This window comes from Pantoea sp. Fr+CA_20, assembly GCF_024520835.1.
Classification (GTDB): domain Bacteria; phylum Pseudomonadota; class Gammaproteobacteria; order Enterobacterales; family Enterobacteriaceae; genus Pantoea; species Pantoea allii.
Window position 1 is genome coordinate 404,157 of sequence record NZ_JALNPN010000003.1, and the last position, 18,370, is coordinate 422,526.

Sequence of the window (18,370 nt, forward strand, 5' to 3'; positions counted from 1 at the left end):
TTTTGCTCCTTAAACCGCTGCGGCGGTGAGTGTCAGAAAGGCATCGCGACAGGCGATGTTCCCGGTGGCTTTGACCGGGTGGATAGCGCCATAGCGCTCGCTGTTAGTCACAATCACAATTACGCTCGGGTCGATGCCTTCGGCCTGAAGCGCGGCCAGATCGAACGTAACTAACAGATCGCCCGTGCCGATAAACTGCCCGGGCTGAATATGGCTGGTGAAGTGGCGGCCGCCGAGTTTGACGGTGTCGATGCCAATGTGGATCAGGATTTCCGCACCGGTGTCGCTCTTCAGCCCCAGCGCATGGTGGGTTTCAAACAGCGACTCGACTCTGCCGTCCACCGGAGAACGCAGTTCGCCAACCGTCGGGTAGATAGCCAGTCCTTTACCAAAAATCTCGTCGGCAAAAACCGGATCGGCCAGCGCACTCAGCGGCGTAATCTCACCACTCACGGGCGCAAAGAGCTTTTCGGGATCGTGACGATGAAGACCGGGTGCGGACGCCACATCGGCGGCGGACTGCTGGGTCGACTCATCAAAACCCAGCAGCACGGTGAGCAGGGCGGCGCTGCCAAAGGCGATTGCCAGACTGAGCAGGGCATAGATAAAGGTCGGGCCGACCAGCGCGGGAATGCCGGGCAGTCCACTGAGCGCAAACGCATAGGTTTTTACACCCATTGCCATCGCAAACGCGCCGCCGCAGGCCCCACCGAGCAGGGCAGCAGCAAACGGCCGTTTGTAACGAATATTGATACCGTACATCGCGGGTTCGGTAATGCCCATTGCGGCGCTGAAGCTGGTGGTGAGCGCCAGTGACTTGAGCTTTTTATCTCTGGCCCGCAGGAATACGCCGAATGCCGCACCTGCCTGACCGAGATTGGCAACATAAAACAGGATTTTAAACGGGTCGAAACCCAGTTGGCTGATGTTGTGGATCATCACGGGCACCAGCACATAGTGCATACCGGTAATAATAATCAGCGATAATGTCCCGCCTACTACAATGCCGGCGACAATCCCCATGTTTTCGACCAGCCAGATAATGCCGCCGGTCAGCGCGTTACCGGCAAAGATCCCCAACGGGCCGATGGCGATAAGCGTAATGGGTGTGACAATCAGCAGGCTCAGGAGCGGAACAAACATGGTTTTCAGCGCCGCGGGCATCAGGCTGTCGATCAGGCGTTCCACGTAGCTCAGCAGCCATATCGACAGCAGCACCGGAATCACCGTCGAGGCATAATTCACCGCGGGCACGGGGAATCCCAGAAAGTGGATCGGCTCACCGGCGTTGAACAGGGTTTGCAGGGCAGGGTGAAAGAGCGAGGCCGCCAGCGCCACGGCGACGTAAGGATTGGCACCAAACCGCCTGGCCGCACTGAACGCCAGCGCCAGCGGCAGGAAATAAAATACGCCGTCGCTGATGGCTAACAGCACCTGATAGCTCTGGTTATGCGCTTCAAGCCAGTGAAACGCCACCAACAGTGCCAGTATCCCCTTGAGGATACCGGCACCGGCAATGGCGGGAATAATGGGCGAAAAGATGCTGGATAATCCCTCCAGCAGCGCCGAAACGGGATGGCTGCGCGACGTGGCGCGCTGCGGGGTGTCCTGTAACGGCAACTGGCTCAGCAGCGCCTTGCACAAGGGGTCAACCTCATTGCCAATGATTAGCTGAAACTGATCGCCAGAAAGGTTAACGCCCATCACGCCATCCAGCGCTTCAAGCGCCTGACGGTCGGCCAGGCTGTTATCTTTAAGTAAAAAACGCAGGCGAGTAATGCAGTGAAATAAAGACAGTACGTTATCTTTCCCGCCAATCAGTGTAATGATTTGCTGTGCGGTGTCCTGATAATTCATAAATCCCTCCAGACTGAAGTCAATATGACGTCATCCACAATGACCGGGGTTAACCGGGTGGGTAGGCTTCTGGGGTTTGCCTGATTGAACAGTCACAAGCCGAAATGGGTTTTTCATTACGTTTTAGGGGGTAAAACCTCGGGCGCGCTGCGCTGCACAATATTTTCGATGTGCACTGTCAAATAGAGTTTTTCAGAGTTGCTCATGCTGTGGTGATAATGTTTTTTAACAAACTCATTAATGGCGTCAACGCATTTAAGGGTGCGCGCGTAACGCTGCTGCGCCAGCGCAAAAAACTCGTCATCGTTATTATTTAACACCTCGCCATCGATGACCCGCTGGGCAAAAAACTTCAGATGCGTAATAAAACGCTGGTAATTCAGGCTGTGTTCATCTGTATGAAGGGTAAAAAAGTATTTTACGATTTGTTGCAGCTGATAAAGGAGCTGGGTAATTTTTGCGGTTTTTCCCAGCGTGTCGTTAAGCCCGGCGTTAACGATATGCAGTGCAATGCTACAGGCTTCACTGTCCGGTAACAGCATGCCGGTGCGGGCGACCACCATGCCCAGCGCCTGACGGCCAATTGCATACTCAGCGGTGTAGAAGTGGCGCACTTCCCACTCCAGTGGATTCGCGAGCAGCGCGTTATTTTTATGACGTTCCAGGGCAAAATGAAGATGGTCGGCCAGCGTGACATACAGCCCTTCACTTAATTTATGATTCAGCTGTTCGCGCGCCAGGCTGACAATATCGGCGGTAAGCTGGAGAATATCGATAGGGACTTCACTGACCAGATCTTTAAAGCGTGCAGAGATCGATGAATCTTCCAGACGAAATATTTTTTCTGCCTCGTGGGGATGAATACTGGCACCGTTGTGCGTATTAAATCCCAGACCGCGTCCGGTCAAAATAACTTCAAGGCCGTTATCATCAATCGCACTGACCACATTATTATTCAGTATTTGTCTGACCAGCATCGCTTACTCCTGAAACAAAATCGGGCAAAACATAAATACAGCGGTGAAGGGAATATCCCCCAGCCTGCATTCAGGTTTTGCCCGATAATCGGTAACAAGCGTGATGCCGATTTATCCTGGCACTGTGAAAATGGAGATTCAATATTAAATTGTGCAGTGGGTTATCTGACGCGCCGATTTGTGATCCGCTTTGCGAAAAGCATTACAGCAAGCTGTTACGCAATGGGGGAATCCAAATGAAATCACTTTCTTTTCACGAAGCGGACCGCTTCCGGCAGAGAAACACGCTAAACAAAGGCGAGATCATCGCGCGCAGGTTGCCTGCCATCTGCACATTGTCAGGCTGCCTGTCTCGGCGCGATGCTTAGCCTTCTGCCTGGCGTTTTTGCGCCCCCGTCAGGAGTTGCTCCAGCACGTCGATACGGTGCCGGTGTGGCGTGGTAATGGCGTAGAAGCGCTCCTGCAACTCCGCCGATTGGCCTACGGTGACAAGAATGCCGGTACGCAGTTCATCCTGAACCACGACCTCGGGCAATACGGTGAGCCAGCCGCTGTCGCGAGCGATCAGACGCAGCATAGCCATGTCGTCCACTTCAGCGCGCACTCTGGGCGTTACGCCCGCCGCAGAGCACAGCACATCAAACTGCGCGCGCAAGGCATGACGTGGGCCGGGCAAGGCAATTTCCACGTTATCCAGATCTTCCGGGATGCGTAGACGGCGCGATGCCCATTTGCTCGCCGGGCCGACTAAAGAGATGGACTGACTGCCCAGATACACGAAGTGCAAAGGACGATCGGGGTCCACGGGAACGGTCTCATTGGCCAGCACCACATCGAGCTGATGTTGCATCAACCTGACCAGCAGGCCTTCCAGCAATCCCGACTCCAGTGTCAGCACGACAGTAGGGTCGGTAAGTGCAGGCCGAATCCAGTTTTCCTGATAATTGCGCGACAGGGTTGCCACGCTGCCCACACGTAACCGTGTGACACCGGCTGAACGGCCTTTTAAGCGTCCCAGCATCTCCTGGCTAAGTCCAAAAATATTGTCTGCATAAGCCATGACCAGCTGACCTGTGTCCGTGAGGATCAGGCGGCGGCCTTTGCGGATTAATAAACTTTCGCCAAGCCGTTCCTCAAGCTGTCGGATTTGCACCGAAACGGCCGATTGAGAGGTCGCCAACTCTTCGGCAGCCCGCGTCAGGTGCCCGAGTTTGGCGACGCGCCAAAAATAAAAAAGGTGATGGAAATTTAGCTGGTTAAGATTCATCGTTCGTTTTTAAGTATTGATTTATTCAAATAAATATATTTTACAGAATAGTTTGCGTCAAGGAACATACCCTCAGTCACATTCATAAGGGCTATGCGATGAATATCCTTGAAGCTTTTTACCTGGTTTGTTTTTTAGCACCAACAATTTTAATGTTCGGGTTAACGGCACTGACGCGGTGGGGCGGGGTGCCTACACCGACACTTTGGCGTGTTTTGCAGATTCTGTCGTATGGCTCCATTGTCTTCACCGGGCTGTCTCTTACCGCGGACATCCGTGTCGTGCAATGGCCCGGCATAGTCAAAGCCACGACGTTTGGCCTGGTGTTGGCTTTGCTGGTGCAGCTGCTCGGCAACGTCATCGCGTCGTTTTCTGCGCGTTATCTTGAAGGGGAAGCGAACCAGCAACGCTACATGGGCGCACTGACCGCTGTTCTGGGCAGTGTCCATCTGCTCTTGCTGGCCGATAACTGGCTGCTGCTCATCGCGGCCTGGGCCGCTGTAGGCATAGCGCTGCAACACCTGCTTTGCTTTTACCCGGATCGCCCCTTTGCCCTGTTTGCGGCACACAAAAAATACATTGCCGATCGGATGGCTGACGTGATGTTGCTCGGCGCTTCCGCGCTGGCCTGGTGGGATGTCGGCAGTTTCTCGCTGTCAGCCCTGTGGATGCACATCGCCCAGCAGGGTGCGTCTGTGTCCTTGCAGGCGAGCGCCGTATTACTGGTGATGGCGGTCATTCTCCGCACAGCCTTACTGCCCGTGCATGGCTGGCTGATACAGGTGATGGAAGCCCCAACGCCGGTATCTGCGCTGCTGCATGCCGGCGTCGTCAATCTTGGTGGCTTTGTGCTGATTCGCTTCGCACCGATGGTAGAACAGGCCAGTGCTGCGCGAGTCTTGTTACTGGTTTTTGGGCTGACGACCGCGGTGCTGGCAGGCATGGTCATGTTGACGCGCATCAGCATAAAAGTACGCCTGGCCTGGTCTACCGTCGCGCAAATGGGCTTTATGCTGCTTGAGTGCGCACTTGGCCTGACTACCCTGGCGGCTCTGCATCTCATTGGTCATTCGCTCTACAAAGCACATGCTTTTCTGTCCGCGTCAGAAGGCGTAAGACACACTCGCCAGCAGGCGCTGCACCGGGTTTCCTTGCCCGCCACGGTGAGCGTGTTTCTTGCCCCGGTATTAACGATTTCAGCGGTATTTCTGGTGCTGATGCTGGCAGGTCTTGCCGCCTGGCCCTGGTGGTGGAGTGTTGTGCTGGGCATGGCGTGGGCACCCTTGCTGTGGTTGCCTGACGCGCAAGACGGCTCGACACGTACGCTGCAATCTCTTTTCGGACTCTTCACGGTTATCGGCCTGACGATGGTTGCCCTGGCTTTGCATACGCTGCCGCTCGGTCTGCAGGACGCACCTGATGATCGTCTGGGCCTGATCGCGCTGGCAGGTATGGCAGCACTGTATGTCTGTCAGGTGTTACTGCAAAAGCAGCCACAATGCTTGTCGCGCTGGCGTCGGTGGAGCTACGCAGGTTTTTACCTGGACGAAGCCTATACGCGTCTGACGCTGCTTCTATGGCCCGCGAACGGGGTTTCCGCAACGTCCACGCCCGCTGAGCCTGACGTCCCTGATGCACCTGTTGTCGACAGGCCGCGCTGACTAACACCATTAAACTGGAGAGTTTCCTGATGGATACACTGACCCACAAAGAGAAACCCGTTTCGGCGAGCCTGGCGCAATCCGCACCCAATGCAGATTCACGGCAGGTTGCGATCGAGCAAGCCTGCCAGCAGGCCTGCCATGCGATTGCACCTGCATGGCCACTGGACCGCGCTATCGCTGTCAATCCGCATTGGTCGCGTATCGGCATGCCGGTGCGCAAGGTGGCTGCCCGGATGGCGGTGCTCGGCGGTATTCAGGTCTTCCCACCGCGAGATCGGCAGAGCCTGGCCTGGCGCGAAGGTCGCATTAGCATGGCCGATCTGACCCAGGCGCTGCGTCAGCTACCTGAGGCACAAGCGACCGGCCTGACGCCTGAACAGTGCACCCAGGCGCTGCAAGCAAGCGCCCGGCAGGGACAATTACCGCTACTCATCGATATGCTCGACAACGATCCCCATCGCCACAAAAGATTATCCTGTCGGCAAGCGATCACGCATCAGGTTAGCCAGACCTGCGCCGCTTACTTCGACGAACATCAGGCGAGCTGGCAGCCCGATCGCCAACAGGGGTTGTACACCTTCTGGCGAGATACTCTGAAGCATGACCATGGTATTGGTTTGTTAATGGGCTTACCGAACATCCACAAGGCTATTAAGACGTTACCGGATAACACCATGGATGCCGGGCGCTGGGTCATCGAGCGTTTGGGCCTGCCTGAAGCGGTGTGGGCAGATTATCTGGAGTCGGTGTTGCTTACCGTCAATGGGTGGGCATCCTGGTGTGCTTATCTGGGCTGGCAGGCTGAGTTGGCGGGCGGCAAAGATACGCACCTGCGCGAGTTGCTGGCTATTCGTTTAGCCTGGGGCATGATCCTTTTAGAATGCAAAGATGATGCGGCTACCCGGCAGGCATTTATCTCGCTTCAGCACGCCTGGACACAAGCCCCTCAGGTGCTGGAAGAGGCCGAACAGGCCATGCTGGTTGACGAAGTCTGGCAGCTGGCTCTGGAAACCGGCTATCAGCGTGAGTTGGCGCATCGGCTGACTTCGATAAAGGGCCAGGAGGTGGGCGCGCAGGCTGTCGACGTCCAGGCCGCCTTCTGCATTGATGTGCGTAGTGAACCGTTGCGCCGCGCCCTGGAGGCCGCCAGTCCTGGCGTGCAGACTATCGGCTGTGCAGGATTCTTCGGCCTTCCGGTTGCCTACACGCCGCTGGCTACGCAAGCCCGGCGTCCCCAGTTACCTGGCTTACTTGCGCCTTCCATAGAGGTCAACGACCGTATTATCTGTGCTGATTCGACGCAGTGCGAAGCCGATACCGCACGGCAAAATGCAGCCAGCAGATCGCGTCAGACCCGGTTTGCCATGGCCGATCAGTGGCATGCCATTAGCCACTGGCCGGGGGCCGCTTTCTCTTTTGTGGAAGCGGCCGGGTTGAGCTACTCCGTCAAGCTGATGAACAGACTACTGCCAGGCAAAAAAGCACGTCCCCGCGACGACCTGGATGGCTTGCCCGCGCGCTACCGCGAGATCTGCCGTCCTCAACTGGTTGGGCTGGATACAGCGACCAAAGTTAAGCTGGCGGCAGGCATTCTCCATGCCATGGGCCTGACACAACGTCTGGCACCGATAGTGCTTCTCGTTGGGCATGGCAGTCAGTCAGCCAACAATGCCCACGCAGCGGCACTGGACTGCGGTGCATGCTGTGGTCAGACCGGCGAAGTGAATGCGCGCAGCCTGGCCCAGTTGCTCAACGAGCCAGCGGTTCGCCAGGGGCTGAAATTGCAGGGGGTGAACGTCCCGGATTCCACGGCGTTTGTGGCGGCGCTGCACAATACCACCACCGATGAAATCGAGTGGTTTGATCTCGACCTGTTGCCACAAGGCGCGCGTGCGCGCTGCGCGTGGTTGCAACCCATTTTTAATCAAGCCTGTGACCAGGTTCGCCGCGCCCGCGCGCCCGATCTTCAACTGGACCCGCGAGCACCTAAAGATGAGTTACTGGGGCAGTTACGTCGTCGCGCTAACGACGGTGCACAAACCCGGCCTGAATGGGGGCTTGCTGGCAACGCCGCCTTTCTGATCGCGCCTCGTCAGCGTAGCCGTGGCGTAGTCCTGAGCGGGCGCAGTTTCCTGCATGACTACGATGCCAGTCAGGATGTTGACGGTAGCCTGCTGGAAGGTCTGATGACCGCCCCGATGCTGGTCACACACTGGATCAACTGGCAGTATCACGCGTCCACTTGCGATCCGCAGAGGCTGGGCAGCGGCAACAAGGTGTTGCATAACGTCGTGGGTGGACGCATCGGCGTCTTCGAGGGCAACGGCGGCGATCTGCGCATCGGTCTGTCACGGCAGTCGCTCCATGATGGCAAGCGTTGGATGCACGAGCCGCTGCGTCTGACCGTGGTCATCGATGCACCGCAAACTGCCATTGAAGCGGTAATCGCAAAGCATGAGGTCATCCGGCAACTGCTGGATAACGGCTGGCTTCACCTCTGGCGCTTTGAGGCATCCGGTTTGCTGCGCTATGAGCATGGACGCTGGCTCGCGGTGCATCTGGAGAGTGCCTGACGTCGTATCCCTCCCGATCAGTAGGCGGAACACATGCCGCGGCGGCCTGTTTCAGGGCAGCTTCTGCACGCGTGACTTCTGCGTTGACGTGCGCAAAAGGTTGCGGACGTCAACGCCGCGCCATCGGGGCGAGGCTTGCTTGAGTCTGGTATGGCTGGGCTGGGTGGACACAGTCACCGGCGTCGATGCGCGCATCAGGCGAAGTGCTCGCACAGGAACGTCACGAACGCGCTCACCTTAGGACTCACCAGTCGGCGCGACGCGTGGAGTACCCAACCTTCGATAGCAGGCACCTGCGCCGTGCCCCACTCGACCAACCGGCCCGAGGCTAACGCGTCAGCAACGGCAGAACGAGGTAATACGGCCACGCCAGCGCCAGCAAGTACCGCATCGCGCGCCATAAAAGGCGTCGACAGGCACATGACTGGCTGCGGGAGATAAGTGCGCACGCGGCCCGAAGCATCGATGATGGACCATTCGGGAACCACGGCGCGACCGGCGCGTACAACCGCTGGCAGCTTCAGCGGTTCCTCGTCGTAATGCGGCTGCGGCAGGTGTGGAGGCGCAACAAGTACCAGGCGATCGTTCAAAAACTTGCGACCGACCAGCGTGTCGTCGTGGCGGGGATTGAAGCGCACCACGACATCGTAGCCATCGCTCACCAAATCGACGAGGCGATCTTCCGCGATGACATCAAGCTGTATCTCGGGGTAGGCGGCGTAGAAGGCCGCGCTTAAGCGCCCAACCGAGACATCGGCGAACAACAGCGGCACGCTAACGCGCAATACGCCACGCGGCTGGCCTATGCCCGCTTTTAGTTCTGCCACCGCTTGCGTAATTTCGTCAAAGGGATCAAGGGTACGGGCATGCAGGATCGCGCCTTCCGGCGTCAGACGAAGCGTGCGCCCACCACGTTCGATCAGCCGTACTTTCATCTGCTCTTCCAGTGCGCTGACATGGCGCGACAGGGTCGCTTTCGGCCGTCCGCTCGCGCGGCTGGCACGCCCAAACCCGCCGTGAGTGGCAACGAGATTGAAATCGGCGAGTGCACTAAGATCCATATTTCGTTCCATATTTGAGACAAACTGTTTTATTTTTAAGCACTATACGCCATTTATGGTTCAGTGGAAGATAGGGCCTCTCATCACAGGGTAAGGAGTTATCAAATGAAAGCAGTCCTTTTTTATGAATATGGCGGCCCAGAGGTCCTGAAGGTAGAAGATATCGATCTACCTGAACCCGGGCGTGGTCAGATACGCATCGCAGTCAAAGCGGCTGGCATCAATCCGATCGACTGGAAACTTCGCGCGGGATATATGCGCGAGATGATGCCGCTTGAGCTTCCGGCTGGCGTGGGTTACGACGCGGCGGGCGTTGTCGACGCTGTGGGGAAAGACAGGCTGATGATTGACCGTCGTCGCCGTCAGGATGTCAGGCCAGCAAGACATCGTTTAACGCCAGCATAATACCGCTGAGTTGAGCATGACATGAATTCGGCGCGCGTCTGTTTTTTAAGCAAAGGGTTGTCTTTATTAAAGGAAAAGCCATTATATCTTTTTAAGATAGAAGGATTTTCTATGAGTGATTCTGTCTGCACATCCATCGGGCTGCTCCTGTTTCCGGCGCTTACTCAGCTTGATCTTACTGGCCCGTATGAAGTTTTTGCCAGGGCACCGAACACACAGGTTCATCTCATCTGGAAAAACCTGGATCTTGTCGTTTCCGATCGTGGAATGGCTATACAGCCAACGACCACATTTAAAACCTGTCCACAACTGGATGTAATTTGTGTTCCCGGTGGGCCAGGACAGATAAACCTGATGGACGATGACGACGTCCTTTCATTTATCCGTTCCCAAAGTGAACACGCCAGGCTGGTGACGTCTGTCTGCACTGGGTCGCTGGTTCTGGGCGCAGCAGGGCTTCTGAATGGATATAAAGCAACGTCGCACTGGGCTTCTCTGGATCAACTCGCGTTGTTAGGTGCGGAGCCGGTCAATGAGCGCGTAGTTCGTGACCGTAATCGTATCACCGGCGCAGGCGTAACATCAGGTATCGATTTTGCGCTCAACGTTGTGTCAGAAATTCACGGAAGCAATATTGCTCAGACTATTCAACTGCATTTGGAATATGACCCCGAACCTCCCTTTACCTGCGGCTCACCCCGTACCGCATCTAAAGAACAGTTAAAAAACGCACAGGAGCAGGCCGCGCCTTTTATTGAAAAGAGGCGACAGGCGACGTTAAAAGCAGCAGCCAGACTGTTTAGATAAGGGCAGAGTGGAAGAGGGGGCTTTTTGACTTTTTATGTTTGCTTCTTGCACGAAGCGGACGGTGGGTAGGTGATATCTGCTATGAGCGAGGAGCGGACATTGCTAACAGCATATGAGTGAATCAACGGGGAGCAGGGCAATCCGTCTACAAGCCAGATTAAAGAGGAAAAATCATGTTTAAAGGTCTAAGCGCATTTCCACTCACTCCGTTTATATCAGGCTCTCCTGATGAGAAAAGCTTTCTGAGAATACTGAGAAGACTGACAGATGCGAAAGTCGATTCTCTTGGCGTACTCGGATCGACGGGCAGTTACGCCTATATGACTCGTGAACAACGTGAGCGAATAGCACGACTGGCTGTAGATAATGCAGACAATATTCCGGTAATGGTGTGTGTTGGAGCAGTCAGCGCAGATGAAGTGCTGCGGCTGGCTGATGATGCACAGAAAGCTGGTGCAAGTTCTCTGCTACTGCCTCCGCTTTCTTACCAGGCACTGCACGAAGACGAAGTATACGAACTCTTTGAAATGGTAGCCCGTCAAATCACCGTCCCCCTCTGTGTCTATGACAATCCCGGAAAAACCCATTTTAGCTTTTCAGATGACCTGCTCTGTAAAATTGCAACGCTGCCAGCTGTACATTCGATTAAAATTCCGCCCGTTCCTTCAGACAGGGAAGCTGCAGTTTCCATGGTCAGAAACCTGCGCAGCAAACTGCCTGCTGAAGTGACAATCGGTATCAGTGGTGACGGCTCTGCTGCCAACGGTCTTATAGCTGGCTGTGAGGTCTGGTATTCTGTATTTGGTGGTCTTTTCCCTGATGTGGCAAAGAAAATAACAGATGCGGCAGCGGCGGGAGACCACGCTGCAATTCGGGAAAATCACAAACGCCTCAGCCCACTCTGGGAGCTTTTTCATCAGCAAGGAGGTGGTTTTAGAATTATCTCAGCTGCGGCCAGTATTCTTGGACTGGCTGACGAAAACTGCCTTCCGCGTCCACTATTACCTATCCGGGGTGACAAAGTTGCTGAGCTGAAACACGTAATATCCAGTCTTGAACTTGCTTAAATGCTTGTTTGTTTAAATGGAAGATGTCCGCTGTGAGCGACAAGCGGACTTAGTCAATGCCAGGGCTGTTTCTTTCGTAATAGAAAAACTGCGACTGCCGTCAAAATACCTATCCTGATTGAGATGGAAAACGGCCAGCTGGACTGCGGCAACCATACCTGCTATCTGGTCTGGCACAGGAATAGTATGAAGAAATCCACACTACGTCTTCTTCAGAAATGGCTGACTGATAGCCCGTAAAAGAGACTATTGCACGACTCTTGTTTAACGGCGGTAATCCACTATGCTGCGCGGATCTAATATTTTCTCAGATTTCTCAATTTTTGAATCGCGTTCTTTTTCCTGCGATATAAATCAGTCAAGATTATGAGCGTCGGTAGTGCAGCCAACGTAATATAACGATCCTGAATTTATGGCTTATGCAGTGTAAGGTTTTTATCGTCTTTTCGCTTTTAAACCATGACACTTCACAGACGGAACTGAATATGAAAAGTTTTTTAACTTATCAAAAGCTACCGAATATAGCTGCAAGAAGCAATAACACCCCCACTAAAACATTCGCTCTGAATAAATTCAAGCTTTGATTTGGCTGATGGATGCTGAATGTTTTTATTTGCCAGGAAAAGTGTAAAGTTATCAGGAAAATTACGATGAAGTAAGCTGTGGACATATGAAGATGCATTCCGCCAAAACTCCACAGCGCTATCGTGGCAGCATAAAAAGAACCGATCCATTGGCGACCTTTATCTGAAAATAATAATGCCGTAGATTTTAGTTTAAGTTTAGCATCGTCTGCAATGTCGGCATAAGCATAAATAGAGTCATAACCAACCTGCCAGCAGACGGCACCGAGCCACATAGCAATTGCTCCAGCAGGCACAATCCCATTTGTGTCTGACCAGGCCATAAGCATCCCCCAGTTAAAGGCCATGCCGGGTGGAGCCTGTGGCCAGTATGTAAATCTTTTACATAGGGGATATATCAAAACCACAGGTACTAATCCAACAGCAAGCCAGCGCGAAAGAGGATTTAAAAATATGAGAAGTGAGGCTGCCAGTATCAACTCAAAAAACAGGAATGCCAGAGCCTGTTTTACTTTCAGTTCTCCACTCGCTAAAGGCCGAAAACGTGTACGCTCAACGTGAGCATCAAAATTTCTGTCGGCGATGTCATTGGCTGTTGAGCCAGCGCTTCGCATAATCAATGCCCCAAGAGAAAATATACCAAGACGAATTATATCGGGCACGCCGTGCGAGGCTTGAACAAGTGCAGCAATGCAGGGAAGTAAAGTCAGCCATGTGCCAACCGGGCGATCAAGTCTGGCGAGGCGTGCATAAGGCCTCCACCCGGCGGGAAGGAGGCGGTCAACCCAACTGTTAAAATGAATATCGCTAAGCTCTTTTTTTTCAGTCATAAAATTTGATTATTCTCTTTCTCCGGGAGTTCATGTAAACATTCAGATTCCTGCAAATACGTTAGTGGCTCAATATTTTGTTAAACTGAATCAATGCAGGAAAAATCGATTCTATAAATTTTTATAAATTTCGTAAATGAAAATTATATTTACTGTGGTATGCGAAAATGGAATATCTGATGAAAATGAAAAACAGGCAGAGTTGGGCGACAGTTAAGCATTTTCGCTTAGCTGTCGCGCTAGTAGAATTCGGTAGCATTCTGCATGCCGCGAGTGCGCTCAACATCTCGCAACCCACAGCAAGCAAATTGCTAAATGAACTTGAACAGGCTATAGGGTCTCCGCTTTTTAACCGCAACCGCAGAGGTGTTACCGCAACGGAATTAGGTCGTGCTTTCGCTGAGCGTGGTAAAATAGTGCTCGCCCAGATTGAAAGCATGTCTGAAACTATTGAGTTACTGGGTAAGGGTAATCACGGACATATTGCTATAGGAGTGATGCAGACCAGCTCAAGCTATCTGGTGCCAGCTGCTGTTGACTATTTATTGTCCCTGAACCCCTCAATTCAGGTTAAAATTGTAGAAGGTGTTAATAGTGAGATATTGTCACGCCTTATTTCAGGTGAGCTTGATTTTATATTGGGCAGGCAGACCGATGTCAGCGTTCACAGCCTGCTTCATAAGGACGTTTTATTTAATGAAAAGGCGTTGATTGTGGCGCGTCCTAACCATTCTTTGGTCTCAAAGAGAAATATTAGCCTTGAGGATTTCAGGTTGCAGTCATGGATACTTCCCCCGCCTGAAACGTCTCTACGTAAACAGTTTGATGATCTATTTTATCGAAAAAACCTCAGGGCTCCGTTACCTGCTGTTGAGACTGCATCTTTCTTTAATACGCTAGGGTTATTAAAAAGAAGAGATATTCTCGGTATATTACCAGGTTCATTTATCTTTAATGAAGAACATCATTCTCAGCTTATCTGCCTGCCCACTTTTCAACCTCTTTCTCTGGAAAGTATTTGCATTTTGCGCCTCAAAAATGCCAGCCTGTCACCCGCTTCTGTCGCGTTTGTGGACTCGCTGCGAGAAGTGCTTAAAAGACTTTCCACCGACGTTTTTCATGGTGTCCGGGCCAGCATTTGACACTCTTTGGTGCCTGAAGCCAAACATCCTCTGGATGGTCAGACACAATAAAATTAAGGACATGTTAAAGGAGCCCGAAAATCGGTGAGATTCTGCGAGATGGTAACGACTATCCAACATGGACACTGACGTCCGCTTCTGGCACAAAGCGGACTAACGGCAGGCCAGGGTCCGCTATGAGCGAGAAGTATAAGTCGCTGCAGCGTGAGTTTGAATAGAGCTTTGGTGCGGCGCCGGGTGAGAAGAACAGTCCTCATCCAAAAATTTTTCTCATGTTTCCGCCTTCGTTGTCGATAACCTGATTGCTGTCTGAGTGATGATTTCACTCAGCATTTATGTTTTCATTTCAAGCAATAAGGATATTTATGAACAAGCTTTGTGTTGCGGCGTTGTTGGCTTTGAGTTTAACCGGCTGTGCGCAGCAGACTTTCGTAATGAAACAGAATCAAGTTGGCGCGGCGACGAAAACCACAAGCCAGCCGTTCTTTATTTCAGGTATCGGTCAGCATAAGAGCATTGATGCGGCGCAGGTGTGCGGCGGCCAGGAAAAGGTTAGTCGGGTTGAAGTGCAGCAGACGTTTGTTAATAGCTTACTGAGCGTGGTGACGTTTGGTATTTACACGCCACGTGAAGCGCGCGTTTATTGCGCCATCTGATAATGCCTCAGGCCGGTTCGCCGGCCTAATCCTGCGCCTGTTATTAAAATATTGTAACTATTAAATTCTGCTGTCGTACCGCTGCGCGGCTTGCCTGCTGACGACGTTACTCGAAACGAGTTAAGGCAACGTCGTCCAGCCTGGTAAAAGCAGGGGTAAGCTGTTGAGGCATGTCAGTCCGCTATGAGCGAAAAGCGGAAGTTAGCCGTTATCCTACAGTAGATGAATAATTTGTTAATTAAGAAGCCTATTCGGTTATGAGTAGCAGATTATTATCTGCTATTTTTTATTTATTCTGCTTAATAGTAGACCGCCGTAGTGTGCTTCACGATGACAGTTCGGACAGAGCGCAATAGCATTTTCAACAGAATCTTCACCACCCTTAGAAAGCCATTCAACATGATGTATTTCAAGAAAAGGTGTTCCATCTTCCCGTTTAAATGGTGCGTCATGTAGACAGTTCTGACACTTACCATTTGCCAGCGACAGAACTTCAGCAACTACTAGTGGATTACGCTTAAAAGCGTAACTGCTGACTATTACTCTTTCAGGTGTAGTGCTTGCTGTAGCAAGGGTTTCCCTGCGTTTAAATGAGGTCTGCTTCAATGCTATCTCTACTGCTTTTTCAAATTCTGTTTTAACTGAACGTGTCAGCCATTTGCCGTCTGCATTTTTATAGATTTCAAACACACCGTGAAGTTTTGGATCATAGATCTCGAACAGATTCCCACGCTTGAAAAGACGATCATACTCGTGATGACGATGAGTAACGTCATCTGTACGTCTGGCAGTCCTGTTAAAACTCCAGTGACCACGATTACAGTTAACTGAATTCACAACCAGATTTAGATAAGTGTTATCTTTGTAATGAGGGTAAAGCTTTTTCAAAACAACATCAACTTGAGTAGCAGTAGCTTTGCCGCCAAACTCTCTACCAACAATTTCAACGGTTGTTATACGGATTGGTTTATCACCATATTTGTAATTACGTTTCATATTCTATCCACCTCATAAAATCTGACCTGTTCCCCTTTGAATTATAGACCTCTACCGCTTCTGGCACGGAGCGGACTGCGTACATCCCAGATTTCAGCTATAAGCGAGGAGCGGACGTAAAACAACTGTAAAAAACTATTTAACTCAGGTAGACAAGTCAAGGTTCAGTGAAAATATCTAATCACTGGCTCGTTAGGAATGCCCATTTATTGAAAAGGCCGCTGCAAAAAAGTCTCCCGCAGCTGCCTCTTTAATATAACGTCATTGTGTGCATCATCTTAAATTATGGGTTTAACTCAAATCTCTCCCCGTTTATTGATTTTCGCAATAAGTCAAGTGCCTCAGATGAGTATTTTCCGACGCCACTTTTCCCAGATTTAATGAAAACATGATAATTGTTGTCTGATGCTTTAATGTTGAAGTCGGTTAGTTTTCTTAATTTTTCGAATTCTTGATTAACATAGTGCCACGATCCCATGTCGAGAATTCTTGCCAGATCAGACATTGTATAAGGGAAACTAGCATTTAGTGCCTGACCATTATTGAGTTCAGCGATACCATACATTTTTGCTAATGCATCATCATGCTCTGCAATATTGCGGAACATCTCAAAATCGTATGGAAGCTCTTGTTTAACAAGGGACTCAGATGCGAATGTGTACGTTCTGGCTAGAAATGCACGCACAAGTTTTGGATTAACGCTAATTTCCGGTGTATTAGATGATAACGCATCAAAAATCCAACCAAAATCATTTGCGTATATCACCTTGATTCGAATGCTTTTATTCTCACCAACACCGATTAGCAATTCCTTCTGATGAGAACCAGTAGCCTCGCAATCCTTACTGAAGGAGACAAGATAAATATTTGGGATCAATGCATTATTGGGAGCGATGATTTCATCTATATCAGAGAGAATTGCTTTTATGTTTTCATCATTGATACTGTACCCAAAGAAAAACAAGGGATGTTCAGAAAAATATGTTAGCAACTTAGCGCTGATATATTTCTTACGTTTATAGAAATCAACATAATCTTCATTTGTAATAACAATACTTTCAACTTCATGACTGCTACCATGAATTTTCATGATTTCGCCATAAGATGAATAATTCACTTTAACAACGTTATGACCAACTATTGCCTGATAATTGTCAAATATTTTTTCTAATGTATCATCATAATTTGTTGTGATTATTGCATGAGGTTTTACTTTCCTTAATTTCTGAACTTATTCTGTATATTCCATGTTCGAGAAATCAACGGAGTTTGATAATTCATTCAGAATGGATGCAATTTCATGCTTGATATAAATATCTTTTGAAGTCGATCCTTCAAAGTATGTCTTTGGATAGCGATCCTTGCCATCATCCCAAGCCCATTCAGCATAGAACTCACAAAAGTCGCTAGCAATCAATGGCTTGTTATCACCCTTTGTTTGGCTGTAGTAACCATAAGGGCGTTTGATCAAGGGACATATTTCCGCAAGTTGCTTTAATAGACCTTCCCAGTCAGGCGCTTTTATATATCGTTGTGAAATACCTGCACCCATGAATAAAATGGGTTGGACTTGTAAGTTTTCAAGGCAAGATTTAACATCTTCGATTATTTCTTCTTGATATTCCGTAAAGTCCATATAGTTACCTCAGGGATAGGTGATTGCTATGTGATGCACCGCAAAACGGTTCAGGGCTTAATGACATCCAAACTTTACCCCGGTTTCTCAGCGTTTCCTTTGTATATAATATCATTGAAGTTAATTGCGTTTCTCAGAAATCTTCTTAGGATGTGATTGCAATAACGGCAACACAGCGCACACATCGAGGCTGATCAGTGAGTATAAAGTGGTTTACTGATTTGGCAGCCTGAATAGAGAGACAAAATGTCCGCTTCTGGCTGTGAGTTCAATGGGTCGATGCAACGCTATCCTTAATCAAGGGGGACGTTGCCATGAAACGAAGAACTCGGATTAACTACACGCCAGAGCAGAAGGCGATTATCTGGGACAGATATAAGCAAGGTGATTCCCTGCATGATATCGCCAGAATGTTCGACAGATTTCATTCTTCTATCATGCCCACAATCCACCAGACAGGTGGCTATCGTCCTCCCGTGCGAAAGCGGCACCGATTAGCGCTTTCGCTTGATGAAAGAGAGGAGATATCCAGAGGACTGGCAGCAAAACGCAGTATCAGGGACATCGCAGCCAAATTATCAAGAGCGCCCTCAACGATTAGCCGCGAGGTCAGGAGGCACGGAGGTGCCAAACAATACCGTGCAGCAAAAGCCGACACTGCTGCGTGGGAAAATGCTCTGAGACCAAAACCTTGCAAGCTAATTGAAAGCCCCGCATTGTGTAAAATTATTGCAGAGAAGATGCATCAGGACTGGTCGCCGGAACAGATCGCCGGTTGGCTGAAGCGCTGTTATCCGGATAATCAGGAAATGTATGTGTCACACGAAACGATTTATAAAACGCTTTTT

Annotated in this window: 15 protein-coding genes and 1 pseudogene; 8 read left to right on the top strand and 8 right to left on the bottom strand. The window is 50.9% G+C overall.

Annotation, left to right across the window (positions count from 1 at the left end):
* Positions 1-9: 9 nt before the first annotated feature.
* The 3 genes from NR177_RS06800 to NR177_RS06810 form a co-directional block, all read right to left on the bottom strand.
* Positions 10-1,857, bottom strand: coding sequence for a beta-glucoside-specific PTS transporter subunit IIABC (locus NR177_RS06800; RefSeq protein ID WP_256852513.1), 1,848 nt, complete (start codon positions 1,855-1,857; stop codon positions 10-12).
* A gap of 116 nt (positions 1,858-1,973) precedes the next feature.
* Positions 1,974-2,834, bottom strand: coding sequence for a BglG family transcription antiterminator LicT (licT, locus tag NR177_RS06805; RefSeq protein WP_256852514.1), 861 nt, complete (start codon positions 2,832-2,834; stop codon positions 1,974-1,976).
* 364 nt (positions 2,835-3,198) lie between these two features.
* Complete coding sequence (locus tag NR177_RS06810) at positions 3,199-4,101, bottom strand: LysR substrate-binding domain-containing protein (RefSeq protein WP_096012388.1); 903 nt, start codon at positions 4,099-4,101, stop codon at positions 3,199-3,201.
* Between the two features lie 98 nt (positions 4,102-4,199).
* Here NR177_RS06810 and NR177_RS06815 point away from each other — a divergent pair, with 98 nt between their 5' ends.
* Together NR177_RS06815 and NR177_RS06820 are read left to right on the top strand one after the other, a co-directional pair.
* Entirely contained in the window at positions 4,200-5,762 is a 1,563-nt protein-coding gene (locus NR177_RS06815; protein ID WP_256852515.1) for an NADH-quinone oxidoreductase subunit L, read from the top strand.
* 29 nt (positions 5,763-5,791) lie between these two features.
* The gene (locus NR177_RS06820; protein WP_256852516.1) at positions 5,792-8,338 is read left to right on the top strand and encodes a YbcC family protein; all 2,547 of its coding nucleotides are present in this window, start codon (positions 5,792-5,794) and stop codon (positions 8,336-8,338) included.
* Between the two features lie 194 nt (positions 8,339-8,532).
* Here the strand turns inward: NR177_RS06820 and NR177_RS06825 are convergent, their stop codons facing one another.
* Positions 8,533-9,399: a LysR family transcriptional regulator gene (locus NR177_RS06825; RefSeq protein ID WP_256852517.1), complete on the bottom strand. Its 867-nt coding sequence runs from the start codon at positions 9,397-9,399 to the stop codon at positions 8,533-8,535.
* Positions 9,400-9,504: 105 nt separating this feature from the next.
* Between NR177_RS06825 and NR177_RS06830 the strand changes: the two are divergent.
* The 3 genes and pseudogenes from NR177_RS06830 to NR177_RS06840 all read left to right on the top strand — a co-directional run.
* A pseudogene (locus NR177_RS06830) lies at positions 9,505-9,735 on the top strand (alcohol dehydrogenase catalytic domain-containing protein); the annotation flags it as partial.
* A gap of 180 nt (positions 9,736-9,915) precedes the next feature.
* Positions 9,916-10,611, top strand: coding sequence for a DJ-1/PfpI family protein (locus NR177_RS06835; RefSeq protein WP_172897804.1), 696 nt, complete (start codon positions 9,916-9,918; stop codon positions 10,609-10,611).
* A 173-nt stretch (positions 10,612-10,784) separates the two neighbouring features.
* Positions 10,785-11,678, top strand: coding sequence for a dihydrodipicolinate synthase family protein (locus tag NR177_RS06840; RefSeq protein ID WP_096012393.1), 894 nt, complete (start codon positions 10,785-10,787; stop codon positions 11,676-11,678).
* Positions 11,679-12,183: 505 nt separating this feature from the next.
* Here NR177_RS06840 and ubiA read toward each other — a convergent pair.
* Complete coding sequence (gene ubiA, locus NR177_RS06845; RefSeq protein ID WP_256852519.1) at positions 12,184-13,092, bottom strand: 4-hydroxybenzoate octaprenyltransferase; 909 nt, start codon at positions 13,090-13,092, stop codon at positions 12,184-12,186.
* 179 nt (positions 13,093-13,271) lie between these two features.
* On the opposite strand from ubiA, the gene NR177_RS06850 reads away from it, so the two are divergent.
* Both NR177_RS06850 and NR177_RS06855 read left to right on the top strand, forming a co-directional pair.
* Entirely contained in the window at positions 13,272-14,234 is a 963-nt protein-coding gene (locus NR177_RS06850) for a LysR family transcriptional regulator (RefSeq protein ID WP_256852520.1), read from the top strand.
* A gap of 365 nt (positions 14,235-14,599) precedes the next feature.
* Positions 14,600-14,890: a Bor family protein gene (locus NR177_RS06855; RefSeq protein ID WP_256852521.1), complete on the top strand. Its 291-nt coding sequence runs from the start codon at positions 14,600-14,602 to the stop codon at positions 14,888-14,890.
* 279 nt (positions 14,891-15,169) lie between these two features.
* Here NR177_RS06855 and NR177_RS06860 read toward each other — a convergent pair whose 3' ends face one another.
* From NR177_RS06860 to NR177_RS06870, 3 genes are all read right to left on the bottom strand, one after another.
* Complete coding sequence (locus NR177_RS06860) at positions 15,170-15,886, bottom strand: HNH endonuclease (protein WP_256852522.1); 717 nt, start codon at positions 15,884-15,886, stop codon at positions 15,170-15,172.
* 283 nt (positions 15,887-16,169) lie between these two features.
* A complete protein-coding gene (locus NR177_RS06865) occupies positions 16,170-17,084 on the bottom strand; it encodes an SIR2 family protein (protein ID WP_372340332.1) in 915 nt (304 codons plus the stop codon).
* 33 nt (positions 17,085-17,117) lie between these two features.
* Positions 17,118-17,522, bottom strand: coding sequence for a hypothetical protein (locus NR177_RS06870; RefSeq protein ID WP_256852523.1), 405 nt, complete (start codon positions 17,520-17,522; stop codon positions 17,118-17,120).
* Between the two features lie 314 nt (positions 17,523-17,836).
* On the opposite strand from NR177_RS06870, the gene NR177_RS06875 reads away from it, so the two are divergent.
* On the top strand, positions 17,837-18,370 hold a 534-nt coding region (locus NR177_RS06875; protein WP_256852524.1), incomplete at its 3' end, for a helix-turn-helix domain-containing protein.

Excerpts from the sequence above, each read along its gene's own strand:
- NR177_RS06800 (WP_256852513.1), bottom strand. The coding sequence starts at position 1,857 with ATGAATTATCAGGACACCGCACAGCAAATCATTACACTGATTGGCGGG.
- NR177_RS06860 (WP_256852522.1), bottom strand. The coding sequence starts at position 15,886 with ATGAAACGTAATTACAAATATGGTGATAAACCAATCCGTATAACAACC.
- NR177_RS06870 (WP_256852523.1), bottom strand. The coding sequence starts at position 17,522 with ATGGACTTTACGGAATATCAAGAAGAAATAATCGAAGATGTTAAATCT.
- NR177_RS06855 (WP_256852521.1), top strand. The coding sequence starts at position 14,600 with ATGAACAAGCTTTGTGTTGCGGCGTTGTTGGCTTTGAGTTTAACCGGC.
- ubiA (WP_256852519.1), bottom strand. The coding sequence starts at position 13,092 with ATGACTGAAAAAAAAGAGCTTAGCGATATTCATTTTAACAGTTGGGTT.
- NR177_RS06815 (WP_256852515.1), top strand. The coding sequence starts at position 4,200 with ATGAATATCCTTGAAGCTTTTTACCTGGTTTGTTTTTTAGCACCAACA.
- NR177_RS06825 (WP_256852517.1), bottom strand. The coding sequence starts at position 9,399 with ATGGATCTTAGTGCACTCGCCGATTTCAATCTCGTTGCCACTCACGGC.
- NR177_RS06835 (WP_172897804.1), top strand. The coding sequence starts at position 9,916 with ATGAGTGATTCTGTCTGCACATCCATCGGGCTGCTCCTGTTTCCGGCG.
- NR177_RS06840 (WP_096012393.1), top strand. The coding sequence starts at position 10,785 with ATGTTTAAAGGTCTAAGCGCATTTCCACTCACTCCGTTTATATCAGGC.
- NR177_RS06820 (WP_256852516.1), top strand. The coding sequence starts at position 5,792 with ATGGATACACTGACCCACAAAGAGAAACCCGTTTCGGCGAGCCTGGCG.
- licT (WP_256852514.1), bottom strand. The coding sequence starts at position 2,834 with ATGCTGGTCAGACAAATACTGAATAATAATGTGGTCAGTGCGATTGAT.
- NR177_RS06850 (WP_256852520.1), top strand. The coding sequence starts at position 13,272 with ATGAAAATGAAAAACAGGCAGAGTTGGGCGACAGTTAAGCATTTTCGC.
- NR177_RS06810 (WP_096012388.1), bottom strand. The coding sequence starts at position 4,101 with ATGAATCTTAACCAGCTAAATTTCCATCACCTTTTTTATTTTTGGCGC.